General features: G+C 71.3%; 24 protein-coding genes. 14 read left to right on the forward strand and 10 right to left on the reverse strand.

The window, feature by feature from the left end; all coding sequences use genetic code 11:
• Positions 1–216: 216 nt before the first annotated feature.
• From ACFPCV_RS12000 to ACFPCV_RS12025, 6 genes are read right to left on the reverse strand one after another with little or no spacing between them, the layout of a single operon-like run.
• The gene (locus tag ACFPCV_RS12000) at positions 217–909 is read right to left on the reverse strand and encodes an urease accessory protein UreD (RefSeq protein ID WP_378056174.1); all 693 of its coding nucleotides are present in this window, start codon (positions 907–909) and stop codon (positions 217–219) included.
• Entirely contained in the window at positions 906–1,598 is a 693-nt protein-coding gene (gene ureG, locus ACFPCV_RS12005) for an urease accessory protein UreG (protein WP_378056175.1), read from the reverse strand. Before ureG ends, ACFPCV_RS12000 begins: the two co-directional genes overlap by 4 nt.
• Positions 1,588–2,241, reverse strand: coding sequence for an urease accessory protein UreF (locus ACFPCV_RS12010; protein WP_378056176.1), 654 nt, complete (start codon positions 2,239–2,241; stop codon positions 1,588–1,590). The genes ureG and ACFPCV_RS12010 overlap by 11 nt, the downstream gene beginning before the upstream one ends.
• Complete coding sequence (locus tag ACFPCV_RS12015) at positions 2,241–3,950, reverse strand: urease subunit alpha (protein WP_378056177.1); 1,710 nt, start codon at positions 3,948–3,950, stop codon at positions 2,241–2,243. Before ACFPCV_RS12015 ends, ACFPCV_RS12010 begins: the two co-directional genes overlap by 1 nt.
• On the reverse strand, positions 3,947–4,231 hold the full coding sequence (locus tag ACFPCV_RS12020; RefSeq protein ID WP_378056178.1) for an urease subunit beta: 285 nt from the start codon (positions 4,229–4,231) through the stop codon (positions 3,947–3,949). The genes ACFPCV_RS12015 and ACFPCV_RS12020 overlap by 4 nt, the downstream gene beginning before the upstream one ends.
• Before the next feature lie 12 nt (positions 4,232–4,243).
• Positions 4,244–4,546 (reverse strand): urease subunit gamma, encoded by a 303-nt coding sequence (locus ACFPCV_RS12025; protein ID WP_378056179.1) that lies wholly within the window; start codon positions 4,544–4,546, stop codon positions 4,244–4,246.
• 244 nt (positions 4,547–4,790) lie between these two features.
• Here ACFPCV_RS12025 and ACFPCV_RS12030 point away from each other — a divergent pair, with 244 nt between their 5' ends.
• From ACFPCV_RS12030 to sepH, 10 genes are all read left to right on the forward strand, one after another.
• Positions 4,791–5,945 (forward strand): citrate synthase 2, encoded by a 1,155-nt coding sequence (locus ACFPCV_RS12030; protein WP_378056180.1) that lies wholly within the window; start codon positions 4,791–4,793, stop codon positions 5,943–5,945.
• A gap of 310 nt (positions 5,946–6,255) precedes the next feature.
• Complete coding sequence (locus ACFPCV_RS12035) at positions 6,256–7,089, forward strand: ABC transporter ATP-binding protein (RefSeq protein ID WP_378056181.1); 834 nt, start codon at positions 6,256–6,258, stop codon at positions 7,087–7,089.
• Positions 7,086–7,898 carry an ABC transporter permease gene (locus tag ACFPCV_RS12040; protein ID WP_378056182.1) on the forward strand — a complete coding sequence of 271 codons (813 nt, stop codon included), beginning with the start codon at positions 7,086–7,088 and terminating at the stop codon, positions 7,896–7,898. The genes ACFPCV_RS12035 and ACFPCV_RS12040 overlap by 4 nt, the downstream gene beginning before the upstream one ends.
• Positions 7,895–9,058, forward strand: coding sequence for a sensor histidine kinase (locus ACFPCV_RS12045; RefSeq protein WP_378056183.1), 1,164 nt, complete (start codon positions 7,895–7,897; stop codon positions 9,056–9,058). Before ACFPCV_RS12040 ends, ACFPCV_RS12045 begins: the two co-directional genes overlap by 4 nt.
• Positions 9,055–9,675, forward strand: a complete 621-nt coding sequence (locus ACFPCV_RS12050; RefSeq protein WP_378056184.1) for a response regulator — start codon at positions 9,055–9,057, stop codon at positions 9,673–9,675. Before ACFPCV_RS12045 ends, ACFPCV_RS12050 begins: the two co-directional genes overlap by 4 nt.
• Positions 9,676–9,756: 81 nt before the next feature.
• Entirely contained in the window at positions 9,757–11,115 is a 1,359-nt protein-coding gene (locus ACFPCV_RS12055) for a serine hydrolase domain-containing protein (RefSeq protein WP_378056185.1), read from the forward strand.
• An 83-nt stretch (positions 11,116–11,198) separates the two neighbouring features.
• Positions 11,199–12,371, forward strand: coding sequence for a Cys-Gln thioester bond-forming surface protein (locus ACFPCV_RS12060; protein WP_378056186.1), 1,173 nt, complete (start codon positions 11,199–11,201; stop codon positions 12,369–12,371).
• A 224-nt stretch (positions 12,372–12,595) separates the two neighbouring features.
• On the forward strand, positions 12,596–13,720 hold the full coding sequence (gene serC, locus ACFPCV_RS12065) for a phosphoserine transaminase (RefSeq protein WP_378056187.1): 1,125 nt from the start codon (positions 12,596–12,598) through the stop codon (positions 13,718–13,720).
• Positions 13,721–14,557 carry a phosphoribosylaminoimidazolesuccinocarboxamide synthase gene (locus ACFPCV_RS12070; RefSeq protein ID WP_378056188.1) on the forward strand — a complete coding sequence of 279 codons (837 nt, stop codon included), beginning with the start codon at positions 13,721–13,723 and terminating at the stop codon, positions 14,555–14,557.
• 130 nt (positions 14,558–14,687) lie between these two features.
• Positions 14,688–16,337 (forward strand): septation protein SepH, encoded by a 1,650-nt coding sequence (gene sepH / locus ACFPCV_RS12075; protein ID WP_378056189.1) that lies wholly within the window; start codon positions 14,688–14,690, stop codon positions 16,335–16,337.
• Between the two features lie 82 nt (positions 16,338–16,419).
• Here sepH and ACFPCV_RS12080 read toward each other — a convergent pair whose 3' ends face one another.
• Positions 16,420–16,665, reverse strand: a complete 246-nt coding sequence (locus ACFPCV_RS12080) for a hypothetical protein (RefSeq protein WP_378056190.1) — start codon at positions 16,663–16,665, stop codon at positions 16,420–16,422.
• 120 nt (positions 16,666–16,785) lie between these two features.
• Here ACFPCV_RS12080 and ACFPCV_RS12085 point away from each other — a divergent pair, with 120 nt between their 5' ends.
• The 3 genes from ACFPCV_RS12085 to ACFPCV_RS12095 are packed head-to-tail and all read left to right on the forward strand — an operon-like array spanning position 16,786 to position 20,686.
• Complete coding sequence (locus ACFPCV_RS12085; RefSeq protein WP_378056191.1) at positions 16,786–18,570, forward strand: ABC transporter ATP-binding protein; 1,785 nt, start codon at positions 16,786–16,788, stop codon at positions 18,568–18,570.
• Positions 18,567–20,402 carry an ABC transporter ATP-binding protein gene (locus ACFPCV_RS12090; RefSeq protein ID WP_378056192.1) on the forward strand — a complete coding sequence of 612 codons (1,836 nt, stop codon included), beginning with the start codon at positions 18,567–18,569 and terminating at the stop codon, positions 20,400–20,402. Before ACFPCV_RS12085 ends, ACFPCV_RS12090 begins: the two co-directional genes overlap by 4 nt.
• Positions 20,381–20,686, forward strand: coding sequence for a hypothetical protein (locus tag ACFPCV_RS12095; protein WP_378056193.1), 306 nt, complete (start codon positions 20,381–20,383; stop codon positions 20,684–20,686). Before ACFPCV_RS12090 ends, ACFPCV_RS12095 begins: the two co-directional genes overlap by 22 nt.
• A gap of 410 nt (positions 20,687–21,096) precedes the next feature.
• On the opposite strand, the gene ACFPCV_RS12100 is transcribed toward ACFPCV_RS12095, so the two are convergent.
• Positions 21,097–21,669 carry a DUF2537 domain-containing protein gene (locus tag ACFPCV_RS12100; RefSeq protein ID WP_378056922.1) on the reverse strand — a complete coding sequence of 191 codons (573 nt, stop codon included), beginning with the start codon at positions 21,667–21,669 and terminating at the stop codon, positions 21,097–21,099.
• A gap of 24 nt (positions 21,670–21,693) precedes the next feature.
• The gene (locus ACFPCV_RS12105) at positions 21,694–22,473 is read right to left on the reverse strand and encodes a TrmH family RNA methyltransferase (RefSeq protein WP_378056194.1); all 780 of its coding nucleotides are present in this window, start codon (positions 22,471–22,473) and stop codon (positions 21,694–21,696) included.
• Between the two features lie 157 nt (positions 22,474–22,630).
• Here ACFPCV_RS12105 and ACFPCV_RS12110 point away from each other — a divergent pair, with 157 nt between their 5' ends.
• Entirely contained in the window at positions 22,631–24,127 is a 1,497-nt protein-coding gene (locus tag ACFPCV_RS12110) for a glutamate-cysteine ligase family protein (RefSeq protein ID WP_378056195.1), read from the forward strand.
• Between the two features lie 280 nt (positions 24,128–24,407).
• Here the strand turns inward: ACFPCV_RS12110 and ACFPCV_RS12115 are convergent, their stop codons facing one another.
• Positions 24,408–25,682 carry an MFS transporter gene (locus ACFPCV_RS12115; protein ID WP_378056196.1) on the reverse strand — a complete coding sequence of 425 codons (1,275 nt, stop codon included), beginning with the start codon at positions 25,680–25,682 and terminating at the stop codon, positions 24,408–24,410.
• Positions 25,683–25,764 lie beyond the last annotated feature (82 nt).

A 25,764-nucleotide genomic window follows, 5' to 3' on the forward strand; every position in this document is an offset into this window, starting at 1 on the left:
AGGGACGATGAAGTAGCATCACCCCATGAGCGTGCCGCCGTGGCCCGACCACCTCCTGACGTCGGCGGAGTGGGACGCGTTACCCGAGGACCCCTCACGTCATTACGAACTGGCCGAAGGAGCGATCACCCTGACCGAGCCGGCGACCATCGCCGTCGATGTCAGCCGACTCACCCGGCGGACTACTTCATGCGCACGCTCCGAGGGAGCGAGCCATCACCTACCGTAACCGGTCCCTCGCGTGGCGGGTGGGGCGGTGAGCAGGCGAGCCGCGGTCACGGCGTCGTCGGCCAGTGCCGTGGTCAGGGTGCCGCCCGCGGCCAGCCGCGTCCTGGACCACCACTCGCCGCTCACCGTCTCCCCGTCCGCCACCGTGGACAGCTCGGTGGCCAGAACCCGTTTGCCCAGCAGCACTTCCGGCGTGACGGTCAGCGTCTGACGCAACACCGGGTGCCGGTCGCGGGTCACGTGCAGTGTGCTGGTCAGCTCGCCGGGCCGTTCGCCGTCGCGGCCGAGGACGATCGTCTCCCTCGTGCGCAGGTGCGCGCCCGCCGCGAGACCGGCGACGAGGACCGACTCGTGCCGGGCCCTGCTGGTGATCACCGTGGGCTCCGGCAGGTACTCGACCACGGCCCCCTCGGACAGTTCCAGGCGGACGGTGAAGCGGCTCCGCTCCCCGTGCGGGCCGGGCAGCGCGACCGAGGCGGCGATGCCGGTGAGGGTGAGGTTCGCGTGCGGACCGGCCAGGACGGTGAGCGTGAGGTCGTCGCCGCCGAGCGGGCTCGCCGCCGAGTTGACCAGGTGCACCACCGGCCTGCCCCGCACCGGGATCAGGGTCAGCGGCGGCGCGGAGCGGAGTGTGCGGACCACCCCGGCACGCTCGACCGCCAGCAGCGCTTCCGCTTTCACCCCAGTTGTTTCCGCACCCAGTCCGCGACCTCCGGTGCCTCCGGCGTGTCCACGAGGGACTGCCGGATGACCGGGAGCCCGCCGCGGACGCGGTGCGCGTCGCCGGACATGACGTCGAGGTCGGCGCCGACGAGCGGGGCCAGGTCGGTCTTGTTGATGACCAGCAGGTCGGCGGTGGTGACCCCGGGGCCGCCCTTGCGTGGCACCTTGTCCCCGCCCGCGACGTCGACGACGAAGATCTGCCGGTCGACGAGACCGCGGCTGAACACGGCCGTCAGGTTGTCGCCGCCGCTCTCGATGATCACCAGCGCCAGCCCGGGGAACCGTTCGGTGAGGTTGTCGACGGCGTCGAGGTTCGCGGTGATGTCGTCGCGGATCGCGGTGTGCGGGCAGCAGCCGGTCTGCACGGCCTCGATGCGGGCCGGGTCCAGCACCCCGGCCCTGCGCAGGAAGTCCGCGTCCTCCGTGGTGTAGATGTCGTTGGTGACGACGGCCAGCTCCAGCTCCTGGCCGAGCGCCCGGCACAGCGCGGCGACCAGCGCGGTCTTGCCGCTGCCGACCGGCCCGCCGATGCCGATGCGCAGCGGGCGGCCGCCGCCGGGCGCCAGCTCGGGGTGCGGGTCCGGCTCCGGGACCGTCGGGTCGAAGTTGACCGGGTGCTCGTGCTTGTGGTCGCTGTCAGCTCGCAAAGAGACGCACCTCTTCTCGGTGGTGGCGGTCGTGTTCCTCCGCCAGGACGTCCAGGCCGGGGGAACCGGGCGCGGGCAGGTCGGCCGGGTGCCGGTGCGCGGCCGCGGCGGCGTCCTCGGCGACGGCGGTGATCTCGGCCCCGAGCCCGGCCACGATCGCGTTGACCCGCAGGGGATCCAGGCCGAGCAGGCGGACACTCGCGCTCGCGGGCCCGGAGACCGCGAGGTACGCGGCGGCCAGGCCGGCGTCCTCGGGGGTGCCGACGAGCGCGCCGAGGATGACGGGGTGGTGCGGCCGGGGAACGGCGGAAAGCAGTTCGGTGACCGGCGCGGACGCCATCGCCTTCGCCGCTCGCGCGGTCGCCCGCCCCTGCGCCCGGGACGCCGCGCGCTGGGCGGCCGAGGGGGTGCGGGCGTCCAGTTCCTCGTCCAGCAGCGGCCAGCCCGGCGCCGGGCGTGCCGCCGCCGCCGCGAACACCGCGGCCAGCGCACCCGCCGTGCGCAGCCGACCGAGCAGGAACCCGGGCAGGTCGTCCTCGGTGCGGACCAGCCCCCGCGACGCGGCCTCCTCCAGGCCACCCGAGTGCACGTGGCCGCCGCCGGGGAAGCGGGAGTCGGCCAGCAGCAGCGCGGTGACGTTCATCAGACCAGGAAGTACCGTTGTGCCATCGGCAACTCCTCGACCGGCGCCGGTTCGATCAGCTCACCGTCGACGTGCACCGCGAAGCTGTCCGGGTCGACCGTCACCGTCGGCAGGGCCGAGTTGTTCACCATGTCGGCCTTGGTGATCGCACGCGGGTTCGACAGCGCGGCCAGCGGTGTCGAAGTGCCGAGGTCGAGACCGGTCGCCGACGGGGCGACGAAGTGCAGGCTGGCCGCCGCGGCCACCCTCGGCGCCGCGCCGTACATGGGGCGTGCCAGCACCGGCTGCGGGGTGGGGATCGACGCGTTCGCGTCCCCCATCGCCGCCGACGCGATGAACCCGCCCTTCAGCACCAGTGACGGCTTGACCCCGAAGAACTTCGGCTCCCACAGCACGACGTCCGCGAGTTTGCCGACCTCGACCGAGCCGATCTCGTGCGCCATGCCGTGCGCGATCGCCGGGTTGATCGTGTACTTGGCGACATAGCGACGTGCGCGCAGGTTGTCGGCGGCGCCGTCACCGGGCAGCGCGCCGCGGCGGCGCTTCATCACGTGCGCGGTCTGCCACGTCCGGATGATCACCTCGCCGATACGGCCCATGGCCTGCGAGTCCGACCCGATCATCGAGATCGCGCCCAGGTCGTGCAGCACGTCCTCCGCCGCGATCGTGGTCGGGCGGATGCGGCTCTCCGCGAACGCCAGGTCCTCTGGCACCGACGGGTTGAGGTGGTGGCAGACCATCAGCATGTCGAGGTGCTCGTCGATGGTGTTCACGGTGTGCGGCCGGGTCGGGTTGGTCGACGACGGCAGGATGTTCGGCAGCCCGACCACGGTGACGATGTCCGGCGCGTGCCCGCCACCCGCGCCCTCGGTGTGGTAGGCGTTGACCGACCGGCCCGCGATGGCGTCCACTGTGGACTCAACGAACCCGCTCTCGTTGAGGGTGTCGGTGTGGATCGCCACCTGCACACCGGTCTCGTCGGCGATCCGCAGGCACGCGTCGATCGCGGCGGGCGTGGTGCCCCAGTCCTCGTGCAGCTTGAACCCGCCCGCACCCGCGGCGACCTGTTCGCGCAGCCCTTCGAGGGAGACGGTGTTCCCCTTGCCGAGCAACAGGACGTTGACGGGCTGGCCGTCCATCGCGGCCAGCATGCGGGCCAGGTTCCACGCGCCGGGCGTGACCGTGGTCGCCTTGCTGCCCTCCGCGGGACCGGTGCCGCCGCCGACCAGAGTGGTCAGTCCGGACGCCAGCGCGGTTTCCGTCAACTGTGGACAGATGAAGTGGACGTGGCAGTCGACACCGCCCGCGGTCAGGATCTTGCCGTTGCCGCCGATGACCTCCGTCGACGGGCCGATCACCAGCGCGGGGTCGACACCGTCCATGGTGTCGGGGTTGCCTGCCTTGCCGATGCCGACGATCCGGCCGTCGCGCACGCCGACGTCCGCCTTCACCACACCCCAGTGGTCCAGGATGACGACACCGGTGATGACCAGGTCCGGCGCCCCGTCGGCGCGGGTGGCGAGCGACTGGCCCATGGACTCGCGGATGACCTTGCCACCACCGAAGATCACCTCGTCGCCCGAGCCCGCCGGGCCCATCGCGCGGTCCTCGGTGACCTCGATCAGGAGATCGGTGTCCGCCAACCGGATCCGGTCGCCGACGGTCGGGCCCAGCAGCGACACGTAACGCGCGCGGTCGATGTTCGTCATCGCAGCCCCGGCACGACACGGCGCCCGGCCAACGGCACCAGCGACACCTCGCGTTCCACGCCCGGCTCGAACCGCACGGACGTGCCTGCGGGGATGTCGAGCCGGTGCCCATCGGCCGCGGCCCGGTCGAACGAGAGCCCCGGGTTGGTGGCGGCGAAGTGGTAGTGCGAACCGACCTGCACCGGCCGGTCGCCGGTGTTGCGGACGACCAGCGTCACCCGCGGCCGCCCCGGGTTCAGCTCGACCGGCTCGGCGGCCGGGAGGATCTCACCTGGAATCACGGACCGGCTCCTCTACACGATCGGACTGTGGACGGTGACGAGCTTCGTGCCGTCCGGGAACGTGGCCTCCACCTGGACGGAGTCGATCATTTCGGGCACGCCCGGCATGACCTGCGCTCGAGAAAGCACCGAACGACCGCTTTCCATCAGCTCGCCGACCGACCGCCCGTCCCGCGCGCCCTCGATCACGTGTTCGGTGATCAGCGCGACCGACTCCGGGTGGTTCAGTAGCACGCCACGCTCGAGCCTGCGGCGCGCGACGTCGGCCGCGAAGAGAACCAGCAGCTTGTCGCGTTCCCGCGGGGTCAGGTGCATGCCAGGTGTCTACCACCGTCCGCCGCCGTGTTCCGTGCCGGAAACGAACGCGTTACGTGCTGGAGACGTCCCGGTTCTGAATCGTTCTCCTTAATCGTGACCGAAACCACCGGTCCGGGCAATTGCCACGACGGTGGAAAGAGGAGGAAGGTGGATGAACCGCGCGGCATGGGGGACGCGAGCGAGCGCACAGTCGCGCGCGGTTTGCGGTTTGTCGGGGACTGGCGGAGAGGCTGGATAAACGATGCACAGCGCGGTGCGGCAGGTCGAGAACACGTCCGTGAAGACCGAACCGGACGACGGTTTCCGCCCTGGCCTGGAGGGCGTCGTCGCCTTCCGCACGGAGATCGCCGAACCCGACCGGGACGGCGGCGCGCTGCGCTACCGGGGCGTGAACATCGAGGATCTGGCGGGCAGGGTCACCTTCGGCGACGTGTGGGCTCTGCTCGTCGACGGCCGCTTCGGCCAGGGCCTTCCGCCCGCCGAGCCGTTCCCCATCCCGGTGCACACCGGTGACGTGCGGGTGGACGTGCAGGCCGCGCTGGCGATGCTCGCCCCGATCTGGGACTACCAGCCGCTGCTGGACATCAGCGACGCCGAGGCCCGCGAACACCTCGCGAGGGCGTCGGTGATGGCGCTGTCGTACGTGGCGCAGTCGGCGCGCGGCATCGGCAGGCCGGCGGTGCCGCAGAGGCGGATCGACGAGTGCGCCACCATCACCGAACGCTTCATGACCCGCTGGCGCGGCGAACCCGACCCGGCGCACGTACGCGCGGTCGACGCGTACTGGGTGTCGGCCGCGGAACACGGCCTGAACGCGTCGACCTTCACCGCCCGCGTGATCGCGTCCACCGGCGCCGACGTCGCGGCCGCCATGTCCGGCGCCATCGGCGCGATGTCCGGCCCACTGCACGGCGGCGCCCCGGCCCGCGTGCTCCCGATGATCGAGGAGGTCGAGAAGGCAGGCGACGCCCGCAAGGTGGTCGCGTCCATCCTCGACCGGGGCGACCGGCTGATGGGCTTCGGCCACCGCGTGTACCGCGCGGAGGACCCCCGTGCCCGGGTGCTCCGCCGCACCTGCCGGGAACTGGGCGCCGAACGCTACGAGGTGGCCGCCGAACTGGAGCAGGCCGCACTCGCGGAACTCCGCGAACGCCGCCCGGACCGCGCGATCGAGACGAACGTCGAGTTCTGGGCCGCGGTGATCCTGGACTTCGCGCAGGTGCCCCCGCACATGATGCCCGCGATGTTCACATGCGCCAGGACCGCGGGCTGGTGCGCACACATCCTGGAACAGAAGCAGACCGGCCGCCTGGTCCGCCCGTCCGCGAAGTACATCGGCCCCGCACCCCGCGGCCCGGAAGAGGTCGAGGGCTGGGACACGGTCACCCAGTACTGACCCGCTGCCCGGCAACACCTTCAGGGTCCGCCGTGAGGCATTCACGGCGGACCGGTGCCCTGAAAGGCGCGTTCAGGGCGCTGAGCGCCCTGAACGCGCCTTTCAGGGCACTTTCACGCCGTCAACGCGCCGTTCGCAGCACCAAACCAGGGCGCTCCGCGCCCGGCCCCCGCGCAGCGGGGCCCACAAAACACGGCCCACAAGCCAACCTGTGGACAACTGGCTGACGCGCTGTCCGTCGATCGGTTGACAGACGGATTCAGTCGCGCGGTCGTCCCGGACCCCCGGGCCGGGACGACACCATTTCCCCATGACCGCCATACAGGTTCGGGGACTGCGCAGGTCCTATCGGGAGAACGCCGCGGTGGACGGTGTCGATCTCGACATCCGGCACGGTGAGGTGTTCGCCCTGCTCGGTCCCAACGGGGCGGGCAAGACCACGACCGTGGAGATCCTCGAAGGACACCGCAGGCGGGACGCGGGCGAGGTGGCCGTGCTCGGCGAGGATCCGGCCACGGCGGGCCGGGCGTGGCGGTCGCGGATCGGGATCGTGCTGCAGTCGGCGAACGACACCGCCGAGCTGACGGTCCGCGAGAGTGTGCGCCACTTCGCCGGGTACTACCCGGACCCGGCCCCGGTCGACGACGTGATCGAGCAGGTCGGGCTGGCAGGCAAGGCGGACGCGCGGGTGAAGTCGCTGTCGGGAGGGCAGCGGCGCAGGCTCGACGTGGCGCTCGGTGTGGTCGGGCGGCCGGAGCTGGTGTTCCTCGACGAGCCGACGACCGGGTTCGACCCGGAGGCGCGGCGGCAGTTCTGGGAGCTGATCCAGAACCTGGCGAAGAGCGGCACGACGATCCTGCTCACCACCCACTACCTGGACGAGGCCGAGGCGCTGGCGCACCGGGTCGCGGTGATCGCGGGCGGGCGGATCGTCGCCGAGGGCACACCGGCCACGCTCGGCGGCCGCTCCACCGCGAAGGCGACCGTGAGCTGGCTGGGGCGAAACGGCCCCGAGACGCGGACGACGGACACGCCAACCGCGTTGATCCGGGAACTGGCCCGCGATGGCGAGCTCCCGGAGCTGACCGTGACCCGCCCGAGCCTGGAGGACGCCTACCTGAGCCTGATCGGAGAGTCCCTGTGACCACTCTCGCCCTACCGTCCGCTGCCGGGCTCGGCCTCTCGAGGGGTGTGGCCGAGCTCAGGCAGTTCTTCCGGCAGAAGGAGCAGGTGGTCTTCACCTTCACCTTCCCGGCGTTCATCCTCGTCCTGCTCGGGTCGATCTTCGACGACGTCTACCCCGGCGGGGTCACCACGGGGCAGGTGTTCGCCGCCAGCATGGTCGGCGCCGGGATCGTGGCGACCTCGTTCCTCAACCTCGGTATCGGGGTGGCGCTGGACCGCGACGACGGCACGCTGAAACGGCTGCGTGGCACGCCGATGCCCGCCTCGGCGTACTTCGTCGGCAAGATGGTGCTGGTCGCGGTCGCGAGCGTCGCCGAGGTGGTGCTGCTGCTGGTGGTCGGCGTGCTCATGTTCGACGTGTCGCTGCCTGCCGACGTGGCGCGCTGGGGCACGTTCGCGTGGGTGTTCACACTGAGCATCGTCAGCTGCTCCCTGCTGGGCATCGCGATCAGCTCGATGGCGAAGTCCGCGCAGAGCGCGGCGGCGGTCACCAACCTGCCCTACGTCGGTCTGCAGTTCATGTCCGGGGTGTACATCCCGGTCAGCCAGCTGCCGGACTGGATGATCACGGTCGGCTCGCTGTTCCCGGTCAAGTGGGCTGCGCAGGGCTTCCGTTCGGTGTTCCTGCCGGAGAGCATGATGGCGCAGGAGGCTGCTGGATCATGGGAACTCGGGAAGACGGCGCTGGTGCTGGGCGCCTGGTGCGTGGCGGGGCTGGCTCTGTGCCTGCTGACGTTCCGGTGGACACACCGACGCGCGGGTTGGTGACCGACGCCTGGGCGCACTGGTTCTGGTTGTGGGACCTGTTCTTCGCGCTCGGCTACGTGACGATGGTCGTGGTGCTGGTGGACCAGGACGGCGCCACTGCCACCGACAAGGTCGTCGCGGTGAGCGCGCTCACCGCCATGGCCGCCTGGTACGTGCTGTACGGCAGGGCGCACGTGACCGCGGCGGAGCAGTCGCCCGTGCGGGGCCGGGTCTTCGTGGCGGGCAACCTGGCGCTGCTGCTGGTCGGGGTGGCGTTCGAGCCCGCGATGTCGTTCACGCTGTTCGCGGTGTGCACGCTGGCGTTCATGTCACTGTGCCTGCGGGAGGCCGTCGTCTACGTCGTCGGGGCGAACCTCGTGCCGGTCGTGTCGGCGCTCGCGGAGGAGGGGGCCTCGGCGATGGTGCGGCAGCTGATGCCCAGCACGCTGTTCCTCATCCTCTTCTCGGTGCTGCTGGGTACGTGGATCACGCGGATCGTGGCGCAGAGCCAGGAGCGGGCCGTGCTCATCCGGGAGCTGGAGGAGAGCCGCGAGGAGATCGGACGGCTCTCCCGCGAGACCGGGGCCGCCGCGGAACGGGCCCGGCTCGCCGCCGAGATCCACGACACGCTCGCGCAGGGCTTCACCAGCCTGGTCACGCTCGTGCAGGCCGCCGAGTCCGAACTGGACAGGGACACGGCGAAGGTGCGCAGGCACCTCACGCTGGCCGCCCGCACCGCGCGGGAGAACCTGACCGAGGCGCGGGCGCTGGTGGCGGGCCTGATGCCGACCGCGCTCGGCACGGGCTCGGTCGACCAGGCGATCCGCAGGCAGCTGGAACGGTTCGCCGAGGAGACACCGGTCGCGGTGACCTACCGGGCGGAGGGCGACACCGTCGGGCTGCCGACGGCGCTCGAGGTGGTGCTGCTGCGGATGGTGCAGGAGTCGCTGACCAACGTGCGCAAGCACGCCAAGGCGACCACGGTGACGGTTTCCCTGCACGTCGACGAGAACCGCGCGGCGCTGCGGGTGTGCGACGACGGGACCGGTTTCGACCCGGCCGCGGCGGTCGACGGTTTCGGCCTGCGCGGCATGCGCAACCGCGCCACCCAGGTCGGCGGTACGCTGTCCGTCCACAGTGGAGAGAACGGGACGACCGTGGAGCTGGAGGTGCCCCGATGATCCGGGTGGTGCTGGTCGACGATCACCCGGTGGTCCGGGAGGGACTGCGGGGCATGCTGGAGGCGGAGCCGGACCTGACGGTCGTCGGCGAGGCCGGGTCCGGCGAGGAGGCCGTCGCGCTGGCCCGCACGGTCGAGGCGGACGTGATCCTGATGGACCTGCGGATGCGCGACCTCGACGGGGTCGGCGCGACCGCGCGGATCCTCGCCGAGCACCCGGCGCGCAAGGTCGTCGTGCTCACCACGTACGAGACCGACGCCGACATCCTGCGCGCGGTGGAGGCCGGCGCGGTCGGCTACCTGCTGAAGGACGCGTCCCGCGCGGACCTGGCGAACGCGATCCGGGCGGCGGCACGCGGCGAGACCGTGCTGGCACCGTCGGTAGCCGGGCGGCTGGTCGACCAGGTGCGCAGGCCCGAGCGGCAAACGTTGTCGGCACGGGAGGTCGAGGTGCTCGGGCTGGTCGCGAAAGGTCTGACGAACGCGGACATCGGCCGGGCGTTGCACATCTCCGAGGCCACCGTGAAGACCCATCTGCTGCGCAGCTTCGGCAAGCTGGGCGTGTCCGACCGGACCGCCGCCGTGACGACCGCCATGTCATTGGGCCTGCTGCCATGACCTGCCGCAGGCTCGCAGCGGCAACTGGTAATGCGCGGACAGGCGCGCGTGCGCGCGGATGTTTCGGTAAGAATGCGAGCCATGCTGCAAACCACCGAGTTCGCACTGCTCCGACGGGTCGCCGCCGAGCAGGCGGAGAACCGGGCGCCGTCGCTCGTCACCGCGGTCGTGCGGGGCGGCGAGGTGCTGTGGAGCGGGGCGCGGGGTGAGGTCGACGGGGCCGCGCCGACCACCGACACCCAGTACCGCATCGGGTCGATCACGAAGTCGTTCATCGCGGTGCTGGTGATGCGGTTGCGGGACGAGGGCAGGCTCGACCTGAACGACTCGCTGGACAAGCACCTGGCAGGGACGTCGTTCGGGCACCTGACCATCGCGCAGCTCCTGTCGCACACGGGCGGTCTCACGTCCGAGTCGCCGGGGTCGTGGTGGGAGCGCAGCGAAGGCGGCGACTGGCCCGCGCTGCTGGACCATCTCGACGAGAACGTGGTCAAACATCGCGCAGGGGAAAGGTTCCACTACTCGAACGTGGGTTACGGCGTGCTCGGCCAGCTGGTCGCGGAGGTACGCGGTTCGTCCTGGTTGGACGCGCTGAACACGGAGATCCTCGCGCCGCTGGAGATGAACCGCACGACGCCCATGCCGGTGGCGCCGCACGCGCTGGGCTGGGCGGTGCACCCGTACGCGGACGTGCTGCTGCCGGAACCGACCCCGGACGCCGGTGCGATGGCCCCCGCGGGCCAGCTCTGGTCGACGGTGACGGACCTGTGCCGCTGGCTGCGTTTCATCGCGGGCGACTCGGGCACCGTGCTGCACCCGGACACCGTGGAGGAGATGCGCGCCCCGGCGACCGTGGAGGACGGAGCCGCGTGGACCACCGGCTACGGCCTCGGTTTCCAGACGTGGCGCGACAACGGCCGCAGGCTGGCCGGCCACGGCGGGTCGATGCCGGGCTTCCTGGCGAGCGTGCTGGTCGACACCGCGACGACGACCGGCGCGCTGGCCATGACGAACGCGACCTCGGGAGTCGGGGTGTCGTCGCTGACCATGGACATGCTCAAACTCGTCGACGACTACGAGCCCGCGCTGCCCGCGCAGTGGCGGCCGCTGCCGGACGCGTCGCCGGAACTGCTCGCGCTGACCGGTTCCTGGTACTGGGGCCCGATGACGTTCGTGCTGCGGCTCATGGCGGGCGGCTGGGTGGACCTGCGCCCGGTGTCCGGCACCGGCCGCGGCTCCCGCTTCCGGCCGACGGGCGATGGCACGTGGCTCGGGCTCGACGGCTACTACGCGGGCGAAACGCTGCGGCGCCACCACCACGCCGACGGCACGGTCAGCCACCTGGACCTGGCCACGTTCATCTTCACCCGCACCCCGTACGACCCGAAGGCCCCCATCCCCGGCGGTGTGGACCACCGCGGCTGGCGTCCTGGCGACTGACCGGCCGACCCGCGCACAAGATCGTTGTCGCGCGAGGTAGTGTGCCGCTGATCGTCTGTCGGGGATGGACTCATAGGAGCGTCATGCCCAACAGAATCGGCGCGGCCGTCGTCGGCGCCGCCGCCCTTCTCCTCGCCACCGCGGCGCCTGCCTCGGCGGAACCGGTGACCGGCAAGGCCGACTCGGCCGGGAACGTCATCGGCTACCAGGTGAACGTCGGCGACGGCTGGCTCGCCACGATCCCGACGAACCTGCTCGGCTTCACGCTGTCCGACGGTACCCAGCTCGGCACGTACTGCGTCGAGATCCACACGGACATCGACGAAGAGCGCGACATGGTCGAGCGCCCGTGGGACGCCTACCCCGACGAGGAATCCCCGTTCCACGTGAACCGCGCGAAGATCAACTGGGTGCTGCACCACGGCTATCCAGCGAAGGGGCTCGATGCGCTGACCGCGCAGTTCCCGGACGCGCACGACGGCATCGACGCGCTGGAGGCGATCGCCGCCACGCAGGCCGCGGTCTGGCACTACAGCGACGGCACCGACCTCGACCGGGACGACCCGCTCTCCGGTGACGGCTCAGACGCGCAGGACGCCGCCGACGCGCTGGCGCTCTACGACTACCTGACCGGCGGGGACAACAAGGGCATCGGCGAGCAGCCCGCCCCGGCCCTCGCGGTGAGCCCGGAGGAGCTGTCCGGCGCCGCGGGCGAGCGGATCGGCCCGTTCACCGTCACCACGTCCGGCTCGGTCGAGGAGCTGACCGCGAACCTGCCGGACGGCGTGAAGCTCACCGACGCGGCCGGCACCGAGCTGACCGCCGCCACCATCGCCGACGGCACCGAGCTGTACCTGGACGTGCCCGCGGACGCGGCGGACGGCGACGGTTCGTTCGAGCTGACCGCGTCCGCAACCGTCGACACGGGCCGCCTGTTCGTCGGCCAGGACTACGACAACCACCCGACGCAGTCACTGATCGTCGCGAAGGCGGAGAGGACCACCCTCACCGCGGGCGCGAGCGCCGAGTGGGCCGCTGCCCCGACGACCCCGCCGACGAGCACGACGAGCACCACCACGACGACGACCGCCCCGCCGGTCACCACGACCACCGAGGCCACCCCGGTGCCACAGCCGAAGAACGAGGACCTGGCCGAGACGGGCGCTTCGGTCCTCGCCCCGATCCTGATCGGCCTGGTGCTGGTCGGCGCGGGCATCGGCGCCATGTTCGTGGTCCGCCGCCGCAAGAAGGCATAGCGGGACACGCCGGTGGCCGGGCCCAAAAAGCCCGGCCACCGGCCGATCGTGCACGCCGAGGGCGGTGCGGGGTTCCCGCGGACGGCCCGCGCATCGGCATCAGACAGCCGTTCCAGCAGCTGGGAGTGGCAGACCCCTGGGCGGTGCCCGGCGCGCATGGAGGAGACTGGAGGCGGCAACGGCGCCTGCTGACAACCCTCACCACGTGGAGAGAAGCCGTCCCGATGACGCAGACCTCGACCGATCTCGTGCTTCCCGCCGACCTCAAGCCCGCCGACGGCCGCTTCGGCTCCGGCCCCTCCAGGGTGCGCCCCGAGCAGCTGGCCCGGCTCGTCGCCGACGGTGCCGCGATCATGGGCACCTCCCACCGCCAGAAGCCGGTGAAGTCCCTGGTCGCGCGGGTCCGTTCCGGGCTGCGGGACCTGTTCTCGCTGCCGGCCGACTACGAGGTCGTGCTCGGCAACGGCGGCACCACGGCGTTCTGGGACGCGCTCGCGTTCGGCCTGGTCCGCGAGCAGGCCCAGGCGTTCACGTTCGGCGAGTTCTCCTCGAAGTTCGCCAAGGCCGTCACCACGCCCTACCTCAAGGCCCCGGTGGTCGTGAAGGCCGAGCCGGGCACCGCGCCCGCCATCGAGTACGCCGCCGGTGCCGACCTGGTCGGCTGGGCGCACAACGAGACCTCGACCGGTGTCTCCGTGCCGGTGGCCAGGCCCGACGGTGCCGGTGACGCGCTGGTCGCGATCGATGCGACGTCAGCGGCGGCCGGGCTCCCGGCCAGGGCCGAGGACTACGACGTCTACTACTTCGCCCCGCAGAAGGGCTTCGCCTCCGACGGTGGCCTGTGGTTCGCGCTGATGAGCCCGGCCGCGCTGGAGCGGATCGGTGAGATCGGCGGCAGCGGCCGCTGGGTGCCGGAGTTCCTGTCGCTGCCGACCGCGCTGGACAACTCGCTCAAGGACCAGACGTACAACACGCCCGCCATCGCCACCCTGTACCTGATGGCCGAGCAGATCGACTGGATGCTCGCGAACGGTGGTCTGGAGTGGACGACCGGCCGGTCGGCCGACTCGGCGGCCCGGCTGTACGGGTGGGCGGAGAAGTCGGAGTTCGCGTCGCCGTACGTGGCCGACCCCGCGCACCGGTCCAACGTGGTCGGCACGATCGACTTCGCCGACGGCACGGACGCGGCGGCCATCGCCAGGGCACTGCGCGCGAACGGCGTCGTGGACGTCGAGCCGTACCGCAAGCTGGGCCGCAACCAGCTGCGCGTCGCGATGTACCCGGCGGTCGAGCCTGCCGACATCACGGCGCTGACCAGGTGCATCGACTGGCTGGTGGAGCGGATCTAGGTGCAGCACGTCTACAGCGGGAAGGTCCGGGAGATCTACGCGGACGGCGACGACCTGCTGCTGGTGGCCTCGGACCGGGTGTCGGTGTACGACGTCGTGCTGCCGACCCCGATCCCGGACAAGGGCGCGCTGCTCACGCAGCTGTCCGTGTGGTGGTTCGGCCGGCTCAGCGACGTCGTGCCGAACCACCTCGTGTCGGCGACGGACGTGCCTGCCGAGTTCGCGGGCCGGGCCATCCGCTGCCGCCGCCTGGAGATGGTGCCGTTCGAGTGCATCGCCCGCGGCTACCTCGCGGGTTCGGGCCTGAAGGAGTACCAGGCCACGGGCGCGATCTCGGGGGTGCCGCTGCCACGCGGCCTGGTCGAGGGCTCCCGCCTGCCCGAACCGGTCTTCACGCCGACGACGAAGGTGTCCGACGGCGGCCACGACGTCCCGGCCACGTTCGACGAGGTGGCCGCGGTCGCCGGCCTGTCCACGGCGACCCGCCTGCGGGACCTGACGCTGGAGGTCTACGAGCGCGGCGCGGCGCGGGCGGCGGCGAACGGGATCATCGTGGCGGACACGAAGCTCGAGTTCGGCACGGACACCGAAGGCGAGCTGACGCTGGCCGACGAGGTCCTGACCCCGGACTCGTCCCGCTTCTGGCCCGCCGCCGAGTGGGAGCCGGGCAGGCCGCAGCACGCCTACGACAAGCAGTTCGTGCGTGACTGGGCGGCGGGCACCGGCTGGGACAAGACCCCGCCCGCCCCGGAGATCCCCGCCGATGTGGTGACCGCCACGCACGCGCGGTACGTCGACGCGTACCAGAAGATCACGGGCTTGATCTGGCGGGCGTGAACCCGAACGGGCAAGATCGGTGGGAACAGAGGCACGTTACTCGGCGCGCCTAGCCCGTCAAGGCGACCCGCCGATCTAACGTGGGCAGCTGGCGAGGTGAAGTCTTTTTCTGGCGCTCGAGGAGGCCGCGATGCGTGCGCTGCGGGTCGTCGGACTCGGAGAGGATGGCAAGATCGTCATTCTCGAGTCCGACCGCGGCGAGCGCTTCCAGATCCCCGCGGACGAACGTCTACGCGCGGCGGCCAGGGGAGACATCACCCGACTCGGCCAGATCGCCATCGAGCTGGAGAGCCAGATGCGTCCTCGTGAGATCCAGTCCCGCATCCGTGCGGGAGAGTCAGTCGAGCAGGTCGCGGCAGCGGCCGGCGTGCCACCCGAGCGGGTCGAGCGGTTCGCGTACCCGGTGCTGCTCGAGCGTTCCCGCACCGCCGAGCTGGCCCAGCGGGCGCATCCGGTGCGTGAGGACGGGCCGGATGTCCAGGAACTCGGCGAGGTCGTGGCCCAGGCGTTCGCCGCGCGGGGCCAGGACTACACGGCTGCGGTCTGGGACTCGTGGAAGGGCGAGGACGGCAAGTGGGTCGTCCAGCTCACGTGGACCGCGGGCCGCTCGAACAACCACGCCCACTGGTCGTTCCACCCGGGCGCCCACGGCGGCACGGTCACCCCGCTGGACGACCACGCCCTGGACCTGCTGGACCCGAACCCGAACCGTGGCCTGCGCACGGTCCGCCCGGTCACCGAACTGGCCGCGCAGGCCCTGCAGGTGGCCGAGCCGCGCCGCCAGGCGGTCAACGGCGGTGAGCCACCCCGCCGCGTCGAGGAACAGGACTACGTCCAGGACTTCGAACTGACCGACGACCAGGCCCCGGTGGGCCTGGTCGAGCAGCCGGAACTGCCGGTCGAGGACCCGTACGACCGCCCCCGCGAGTACCGCCCGGAGCAGTACCGCGAGCCCGACCGGTACCGCGCCACCCCCGACTACCGCCCGGCGGAGCCACCCCGCGAACGCCGCACACCGGAGCCGACCCGCCAGACCGAACGCGAGCCCGAACCGCCTCGCCAGGCGGAGCGCCCCACCGAACGCGCGGAGGAACCGGCCCCCCAGGCGGAGCACCAGACCGAACGCGCAGCGGATCCGCTCCGCCAGCCGGAACACCTGGTGGAGCGCGCCGCGGAGCCGCCGAGCCAGGAGGAACCCACGGCAGAGCGCGCCGCAGAGCCGTCCCGCCAGGAGGAACGCCCGGCGGAGCCGCCCCGTCAGGCCGAGCGTCCGGTGGAAAGCCACGCCGAACGCGCGGCGGAGCCGTCCAGCCAGCCGGAGCGCCAGCCCGAGCCCGCGGCGGAGCCGACCGACCAGCCGGAGCCCGCCGACCAGCCGAAACCGGCCGCGGCAGCGGCCGCCACCCCTGCTTCCCCGCCGTCCCCACCAGTGAAGGAACCCGCCCAGCCGCGCTCAGCGCGCCCGACCATGCCCGCCATCCCCGAGGAGCAGGCTGCTCCCGCCGAGCGCACCTCCTCGCGCCCGGCGGCGGACACGCCTGCCCCGGCCGCGGCAAGCACCGCCTCGCCAGCAGTGCGCCCGGCCGTCCCAGCAGAAGAGGAACCCTCGCGCTCAGCCATGCCCGCGACCGAAGAAACCACAGAAGAAACCCCAGCCGCGAAGACCGAACCCGCCCCACCGCCCCCGCCTGCCGCGCCGCCCCGCAAGAAGGGCCGCAAAGCACGCCCGAGCGTCCCCAGCTGGGAAGACGTCCTGCTGGGCACCCGCAGCAACCGCTGATCCACCGGCACGCGGGCCCACCACCGGGCCCGCGTGCCGACCTGTCCCGAAGGACGCTTTCGCGGGCATGGACCAGGGCGGGTCAGACCCGGCCCGCGCGGGGGACCTGGTTCAGCAGGTGCAACGGCCACCCCTCACGTTCGCACCAGTCCTCCGCCTCCTCCCGCGTGAGCCACGTCGTGCCGCGGGGGCGTTCGGTGCGCAGGCGGGTCCAGCCGTCGGGAGCGAGAACGTGCAGCGCCCCCTCCCGCAGCGCGAGCAGCCGACCATCCGGGTACGCCATCGTCGACTGGGTGCGCAGGAACCGCACCTCGTCCGGTCTCGTCATGCCCGAATGATCCCGCAGCCTTGACCTCGACCGCACTGGAGGTCGCACGCTGGCGGCAGAAAACCGGATGCCGTGCAGGGGCGGCTCGCATACGGTCGAGAGCGGCACCGTGGGGAGATCATGAGCACAACTCGGTCACATCAACCTGCCCGCAGCACGAACATCGCGGCTCTGCGGCGTCTCGGCGCCTACCTCCGACCGGTCCGCGGCCGCATGATCGGCTCGGGCGCGGCTGTCTTCGGTTCGATGCTCTGCGGACTCAGCATCCCGCTGCTCATCCAGCGGATCCTGGACGGTCCGGTCGCCGACCGGGACACGAGCCGGCTCACCTGGCTGATCGCCATCGTCGCCGCGCTGGGCGCCGGCGAGGCCGTTCTGTTCTACACGCGGCGGCGCCTCATCGCCGGTCCCAGTACCTCCGTGGAGGCGCGGCTCCGCGACGACCTGTACCACCACCTACAGCACCTGCCGATCGCGTTCCATGACCGTTGGCAGTCCGGTCAGCTGCTGTCGCGCGCCGTGTCGGACCTGTCGACGTTGCGCCGTTTCATCGCGTTCGCGTTCATCTTCCTGATCGTCAACACGATGACGCTGGTGGTCGGCCTCGTCGTCCTCTTCGTGCTGTCGCCGGTGCTCGGGATCATCTCGCTCGCGTGCGCGGCGCCGCTGGTCCTGATCTCGACGCTGTACGAGTCGAAGTACGCGGTCCTCGCCCGCCGCGCGCAGGACCAGAACGGCGACCTCGCCACCACGGTCGAGGAGTCCGTGCTGGGCATCCGCGTGCTGAAGGCGTTCGGCCGCGGCCGTCACCTCGCCGACCGGTTCACCCGTGAGGCCAAGGGGCTCCGGAGCACCGAGCTGCGCAAGGTGCACACGGTCGGCCTGCTGTGGGCGGCGATCATCGTGCTGCCGGAGATCGCGATCGGCGGGCAGCTGCTGTTCGGCACGTTCGCGATCGTCGACGGCACGATGACCGTCGGCACCCTGGTCGCGGGCATCGCGGTCGCCACCTACCTGCGCTGGCCGACCGACTCGATCGGCTGGCTGCTCGCCGAGACCAACCAGGCCGCGACCGCTTCGGCCCGCTACTGGGAGGTGCGTGACGCGGAGGTGACGATCACCGACCCGCCGAACCCGCGCGGGCTGCTCGAGCGTGCCAGCGGCCACGTGCGGTTCGACGACGTCCGCTTCGCCTACCCGGGCAGCGACGAGGAGGTGCTGCGCGGTGTCACGCTGGACCTGCGGCCCGGCGAGACGATCGCGCTGGTCGGCGCCACCGGCACCGGCAAGACCACGCTGACCGCACTGGTCGGCAGGCTCGCCGACGTGACCGGCGGGAAGGTCACGATCGACGGCGTCGACGTGCGTGACCTGACGCTCGCGGACCTGCGTTCGGTGGTCGCGACCGCGTTCGAGGAGCCGGTGCTGTTCTCCGCGAGCGTGCGGGAGAACGTGGCGCTGGGCACCACCGGCGCGACGGAAGCCGATGTGCGCCAGGCACTTCAGGTCGCGTCGGCGGACTTCGTCTACGACCTGCCGTGGGGGCTGGACACCCGGATCGGCGAGCAGGGCCTTTCGTTGTCCGGCGGGCAGCGGCAGCGGCTCGCGCTGGCCCGCGCGGTCGTCGGCAGGCCCTCGGTGCTGGTGATGGACGACCCGCTGTCCGCTTTGGACGTGCACACGGAGGCCGAGGTGGAACACGCGCTGCGCAACGTGCTCGCCGACGTCACCGCGCTCGTGGTCGCGCACCGGCCGAGCACCGTTCAGCTCGCCGACCGGGTCGCGATGCTCGCCGACGGCCGCATCACCGCGGTCGGCGGGCATTCGGAACTCCTCGCCACCAACCGGGAGTACCGCGCCCTTCTGTCCACGATGGACGACGAACGCAGCGAGGTGGTCGCGTGAGCGCCCCGACGGAAGAAGAGTGGCGCGGGGTGGCCGCCGAGGACAACGACGAGATCGACGCGCTGGTCGGCAGCCGCCTGCAGACCAGGTCGCGACGGCTGCTGATGTCGCTGGTGCGCCCGAGGCTGGGCATCGCGCTGGGCGCGTTCGCCCTGGTGGTGCTGGAGAACGTGCTGACGCTGGCCGGTCCGCTGGTGATCGCGGTCGCCATCGACACCGGCATCCCGGACGCGATCGACGGCGACACGACCGCCCTCGCGTGGTGCGTCGGCGGGTACCTGGCGTCGGGCCTCGGCGCGGCGGGCACCCGGTTCGCGTTCCTGAAGGTCGCGGGCCGGTTCGGCCAGGACGTGCTGCTCGACCTGCGACAACGGGTCTTCTCCCACGCGCAGCGGCTGTCGGTCTCGTTCCACGAGAAGTACACGTCCGGCAAGACCATCTCGCGCATGACCAGCGACATCGACTCCCTGCACGACCTGCTGGAGGACGGCCTCGACGGCCTGCTGACGGCGGTGCTGTCGGTGGTCGGCATCGCGATCATGCTGCTGGTGATGGACGTGCCGCTGGCACTGGTCGTGCTGGCCGGGCTGGTGCCGCTGATCTGGGTGACGCGCTGGTTCTACCTCCGGTCGCGGCACGCCTACCGCGACACCAGGGGCGCCATCGCGAAGATCATCGTGCAGTTCGTGGAGACCATGAACGGCATGCGCGCGGTGCAGGCGTTCCGCCGCCAGGACCGCAACGAGACGATCATGGCGGCCCTCAACGACCGCTTCCGCGCCGCCAACAAGGAAGCGCTGATCGTGGTGGCCCGCTTCACGATGACGGTGCGCCTGGTCGGCAACCTGACGCTCGCGATCGTGCTGGCGATCGGCGCGGTGCGGGTCGTGGACGGCAGCCTGGAGCTGGGTGTGCTGACCGCGTTCACCCTCTACCTGCGCCGCTTCTACGACCCGCTGGACGAGCTGGCGATGTTCGCGAACTCGTACACCTCGGCGATCGCGGCACTGGAGAAGATCTCGGGCGTCCTCGAGGAGGAGCCGACGGTCGTCGAACCGAAGGAGCCCAAGCCGCTGCCGACCCGCGACACCGGCCGCGCGATCGACTTCGCCGACGTGGAGTTCCGCTACTCCCCGACCACCCCGGTGGTGCTGCCGACGTTCGACCTGCACATCCCCGCCGGTCAGACGGTCGCACTGGTGGGCGCGACCGGCGCGGGCAAGTCGACGTTGGCGAAGCTGGTCGGCCGCTTCTACGACCCGTCGGCGGGCGCGGTGCGGCTCGACGGGGTGTCGCTGCGCGAGGTGGCGGACACCGAGCTGCGCACCGAGGTCGTCACGGTGACGCAGGAGAACTTCCTGTTCGCGGGCTCGGTGGCGGACAACATCGCGCTTGGCAGGCCGACGGCGTCCCGCGCCGAGGTGGAGTCGGCCGCGGTGGCGGTGGGCGCACACGAGTTCGTCACGGCCCTCCCCGAGGGCTACGACACCGACGTCCGCAAACGCGGCGGCAGGCTGTCGGCGGGCCAACGGCAGATGGTGGCGTTCGCGCGAGCGTTCCTGGCGGACCCGGCGGTGCTGGTGCTGGACGAGGCGACGTCGAGCCTGGACGTCCCGACGGAACGGGCGGTGCAGCGGGCACTGGAGTCGGTGCTGGCGGACCGCACGGCGCTGATCATCGCGCACCGGCTGTCGACGGTCCTGATCGCGGACCGCGTGCTCGTGGTGGAGGGCGGCCGCGTGGTGGAGGACGGCTCCCCGGCGGACCTGATCGAGGGCAGAGGCGGCCGGTTCGCGGCGCTGCACCGCACGTGGCTGGAGTCGCTGGCCTGATGCGGGAGCGGTTGCGCCGGCTGCACGCGGACGGCCGGGAGCACACGTGGCGGGCGGAGATCCGCTACGTGTCCGGCCGCCGCGAGGTGCGCGTGCGGGCGTGGGGCGCGGGCAAGAACGGACAGGCCCTACAGGTCGACGTGCACCCGGCAACCCCGGCCGACGAGTGGATGTACCCGGAACCGGCGAACGTCCGCACCCTGATCCGAACAGCCCTGGCACGAGGCTGGCACCCAGAAACCCGGGGCGGCACGTTCACACTGCCACCGCACACCCTCACGTAACCCGCACCCGCCGAACCCCGGGGGCTCCCCCGGCGACACCGGCATGCCCTGCCCCGAAAGCGTCTTTCCGGACATCGGCGGATCCAGCCGCGCCATCGCGGCACCACAGCCGCGCCAACCAGGGCAGACCCAGGCCCACGCGCACCACCCGCCCAAGCCGGACCGCGCGCACAAACCCCGCATTGACCTGCGGAAATCCGCGAACCGGCCGGAACGCAACCCCCACCCGAACCCGGGGGCGTCCCGCCATGCCAGTCTACCGGCCCCCACCGACAAAACAAGACCAGCAAGCCCAACTGTGGACAACCAGCGCACCTGTGGACAACCACCCGGAACGCTCCTCGCGCCAGGGCTGACTGTCGGTCCCCTCTGGCAGGCTGGACACCGGGGGCCGGAGGCCAAGGCCGCCCTCAGAAGAGCACGAACGGCAGCGCCAGCCACGCGAGGCCGATGCCGACCGCCACCCCGTACGCGACCCACCGCCAGACCGGCTGCCGGTGGATGAGCCACACCGACGGCAGCAGCCCCGCGGTCACCACCACGTTCGACGCCAGCGCCAGCAGCGAGTACGTCTCCGCCAGCGTGACCGCCAGCGTCACCACCGTCACGACCACCACGACCACACTCGTGGCGGACACCGTCAGGCCGGTCAGCCACGGCACGGGTTCCGGTGGCCGCCGCGGCGGGGACGCCGATGCCCGGACCGGCTCGACGACGGACTCCGTGCCCGACAACGGATCCACGTACCGGACCACCACGCCGAGCGACGTCGCCACCCGCCCGGCCAGCTGCAGCCCGCGCCGCGACACGACCGCGCCCGCCGCGGTGCCCGGCTCGGCGCGGCCGACCGCGGCCGCGACCTTCGCCCACTCGTGCAGCGCGTCGGTCAGCTCGGTGCCCAGCGGCAGGCGGTCCGGCTCGGTGACCGCGACACCGTCGTCACCGATCAGCACCGCACGCTCACCGTTGGCGCGCAGCTGTATTCCCGACATCGACACCTTCCGAAACTACCGACTCGCGCCGAGCGCGTAGAAGGCGACCGCCCCCGCAGTCGCCACGTTGAGCGAGTCGACGCCACCCACCATGGGGATCTTCACCGCCATGTCGGCCGCCGCGACCGCCTCCGGGGTCAGGCCGGGCCCCTCGGAGCCGAGCATCACCGCCGCCTTCTCCGGCGGCGTGACCGCGGACAGGTCGGCCGCCCCGGCCGGCGTGAGCGCCATCACAGTGAAGCCGTTGTCCTGCAACAGCTTCAGCCCGTCCGGCCACGGCGACAGCGTCGTGAACGGGACCGCGAGCACGTGTCCCATCGAGACACGGACGCTGCGCCGGTACAGCGGGTCGCTGCAGCCCGCGCCGAGCAGCACGCCGTCGACGCCGAGCCCGGCGGCGTTGCGGAACAGCGCACCGAGGTTCTCGTGGTCGCCGACGCCCTCCAGCACCGCGAGCCTGCGCGCACCGTCTATCACGGATGAAACGGGCAGCGGCTCCGGTCGGTCGGCCATCGCGAGCACGCCCCGGTTCAGGTGGAAGCCGATCACCTCGGCCATCACCTCGGCGGTCGTCACGTACACGGGTGCGTCGACCGGCGGCAGGGTCTTGAGCTTGCGCCGCACCCCGAGCATCGACCGCACCGGGTACCGTGAGGCGAGCATGCGGCTGACCGCGATGGTCCCCTCGGCGATCACCAGCCCCAGCCCGCCGGGCCGGTCTGGCCGGCGGTCGGCGGTGCGGAGGAAGCGGTACTCGTCGAGCCGCGGGTCGTCCGGGTCGGTCACCTCGATCACGCGCACATGTTACGTGAGCCACACACGTGCCTTGCTCTGCGTAACAACCACACTGGAACGATGCACCTTTTTGGCCCCTAGTAACAGCTTCCGCCGTGTGTAACGGTTGTACTTCCCGCGCACACGCCGACTGCTCGGATCGGCTGGGAGGGGCGGTATGGGACAGGATGTCGCGACCGACACGTCCGATCGGTCGGCTCGCCAGAGTTACCGCATGAAGGTCCAGCGCTGTCTGGACGCCCTCGCGAGAATGCTCACGGAGGGCGGTTTCTCCACTTCACCACCGAAGATCGGGCTCGAGGTCGAGCTGAACCTGGTCGACGACCTGCTGCAGCCGGCGATGGCGAACACCGTCGTGCTGGAGAAGCTCGACGACCCGTCGTTCACGACGGAACTCGGCCAGCACAACCTGGAGCTGAACGTGCGGCCGCGGCTGCTGTCCGGCGACCAGGCGAGCGAGCTGGAGAGCGAGCTGCGCACGTCGCTCACCGACGCGAACCTCAAGGCGCAGGACGCCGGCGCGGCGCTCGTGATGATCGGCATGCTGCCGACGTTGCGGGAGGAGCACTTCAAGGCGCGCTGGCTGTCCACGAACGCCAGGTACTCCCGGCTGAACGACCAGATCTTCGCCGCGCGCGGCGAGGACATGGTGCTGTCGATGGAAGGCCCGGCGATCCCCGGTCAGCGCGGTGAGCGGTTGCGCAGCTCGGCGGACTCGATCCTGCCGGAGTCGGCGTGCACGTCCGCGCAGCTGCACCTCCAGGTGCCGCCGGAGGAGTTCGCGTCCCACTGGAACGCGGCACAGTGCCTCGCGGGCGTGCAGGTGGCAATTGCCGCCAACTCGCCTTTCCTGCTACGCAAGGCGCTCTGGCACGAGACCAGGATTCCCCTGTTCCAGCAGGCAACTGACACCCGCCCGCAGGAGCTGAAGAATCAGGGCGTTCGCCCGCGCGTGTGGTTCGGGGAGCGGTGGATCACGTCCATCTTCGACCTGTTCGAGGAGAACGTGCGGTACTTCCCCGGCCTGCTGCCGGAAGTGGACGACGAGGACCCGATCGAGGCGCTCGACGCCGGCCGGGCGCCGAAGCTCGCGGAACTCAGGTTGCACAACGGCACGATCTGGCGCTGGAACCGCCCGGTGTACGACGTGCTGGACGGCATCCCGCACCTGCGCGTGGAGAACCGCGTGCTGCCCGCGGGCCCGACGGTCGTCGACCTGATCGCGAACGCCGCGTTCTTCTACGGTGCGCAGCGTGCACTCGCGACAGCGGAGCGTCCGGTGTGGACACAGATGTCGTTCCAGGCGGCGGAGGAGAACCTGTACGCGGGCGCCCGGCACGCGTTCGGCGCGCAGCTGTACTGGCCGGGCGTCGGCTGGGTCCCGCCGGACGAGCTGGTGCTGCGCCGCCTGCTGCCGATGGCCCACGACGGCCTGCGCGAGTGCGGCGTCTCGGACGCGGTGCGGGAACGCTACCTCGACGTGATCGAGCAACGCTGCCTCGCACGACGAACCGGCTCGACCTGGCAACGGGAGACGGTGGCTTGCCTGGAGTCCGGGGGCCTGGACCGCGACGCCGCACTTGTCGGCATGCTGCACCGGTACGTGGAGCTGTCGGCCACCAACGAACCGGTCCACACGTGGCCGGTCAGCTGATCCACAACCACACCGGTTGTCCACAGGCAAGATCGATTCGGCGTGATCGTCGGTGTTCGCCGGTAGACTGGCCTCGGGGCGGCCCCCCGGGTTCGGGTGGGGGCTGCTCACGCAACAGTCCTGGGTTCAGGTGATGGCACGAACAGCGTGCCGACCTGGCCGTTCATAGACGAGACCCCCACTCCGAGCAGTGCCGTCTGCCGAACCGGAGCGGGGGTCTCGCTGTTCCCGAACTGACTGCCGCTCCCACCACGAAGCGACGAGCTAAGGTTAGCCTAACTTAATCCACTCGCGCAAGTTCGGGTGCGCGGGTGACCAACGGGCGCCGGACCCACGGCAGGCGGGACCGGACCCGGAGGCCGCCCCGGCGCGCCAGGACCAAGCCGCACACCACCGTCGACAGCATGGCGACCGCGCCGCCGATGACGAACGGTGACCGGCCGCCGAACTCCGCGGCCATCCAGCCGGTCATCGGTGCTCCGATCGGGTTGCCGCCGATGAACACCAGCATGTACAGCGCCATCACCCGGCCCCGCATCTCCGGCGCGGTCGACAGCTGGATGGTGCTGTTCGCCGTGTTCATGAAGGTCATCATCGCCAGGCCGCACGGGATCAGCGCCAGCCCGAACGCCAGGTACGTCGGCATCACGCCGACCACGACCTCGCACACCCCGAAGGCGAACCCGGCGCCGACGAGCAGCGTCAGGCTCGGCTTGCGCCGTGTGCTCCGCCGCACCGCCAGCAGCGCGCCCGCGAAGCTGCCGACCGCCAGCAGGGTGGACAGCAGCCCGTAGCCGTCCGCCTCCCGGTGGAAGACGTTCGCCGCCGCGATCGCGAGTGTCGTGAAGAACGTGAACGCGAACGTGCTCACGCAGAACACCAGCACCAGCACGACCATGATGTCCGGCCGCCCCCGCACGTACCGCAGCCCGGCCACCAGCTGACCGCGCCGCGACGTCGCCGCAGGCGCCCGGTGCAGCTCCGCGGGATTCATGCGGAACAGCCCGTAGATCACCGCGAGCGTGGTGATCGCGTTGACCAGGAACACCCAGCCCGTGCCGGTCCAGATGATCATCACACCGGCGATCGCGGGCCCGAGGATCCGGGCGAAGTTGAACGTCGACGAGTTCAGGGCGACGGCGTTGGCCAGGTGCTCACGGCCGACCATCTCCCCGACGAAGCTCTGCCGCACCGGTGGGTCGAACGCGGTGAAAACGCCGAACACCAGGCACAACAGGTAGACGTGCCACAGCTGCACGATGCCGGTGACGTCGAGCAGCCCCAGCGCCAGCGCGGACAGCGCCATGCCTGCCTGGATCAGTATCAGCAGCTTGCGCTTGTCGACGCGGTCGGCCAGCACCCCGGCCCACAGCGTCAGGAACAGCGTCGGCAGGAACTGCAGCGAGGCCGCGATTCCCAGCGCGACGGGGTCGTAGCCGGACAGCTCGAGCACGAGCCAGTCCTGTGCGATGCGTTGCATCCAGGTGCCGACGTTGGAGACGACCTGCCCGGACGCGAAGAGCCGGTAGTTACGTACTCGCAGGGCCCCGAACATGCCCCGGTGGTCCTTGGGCTTCTTCGGGTCCTCGGCGAGGCCGGCTCGAGAAGTTGTCGAATCGGTTGTCAGTTCTCTCTTT

The sequence above is a fragment of the Actinophytocola glycyrrhizae genome (genome assembly GCF_042653545.1).
Classification (GTDB): domain Bacteria; phylum Actinomycetota; class Actinomycetes; order Mycobacteriales; family Pseudonocardiaceae; genus Actinophytocola; species Actinophytocola glycyrrhizae.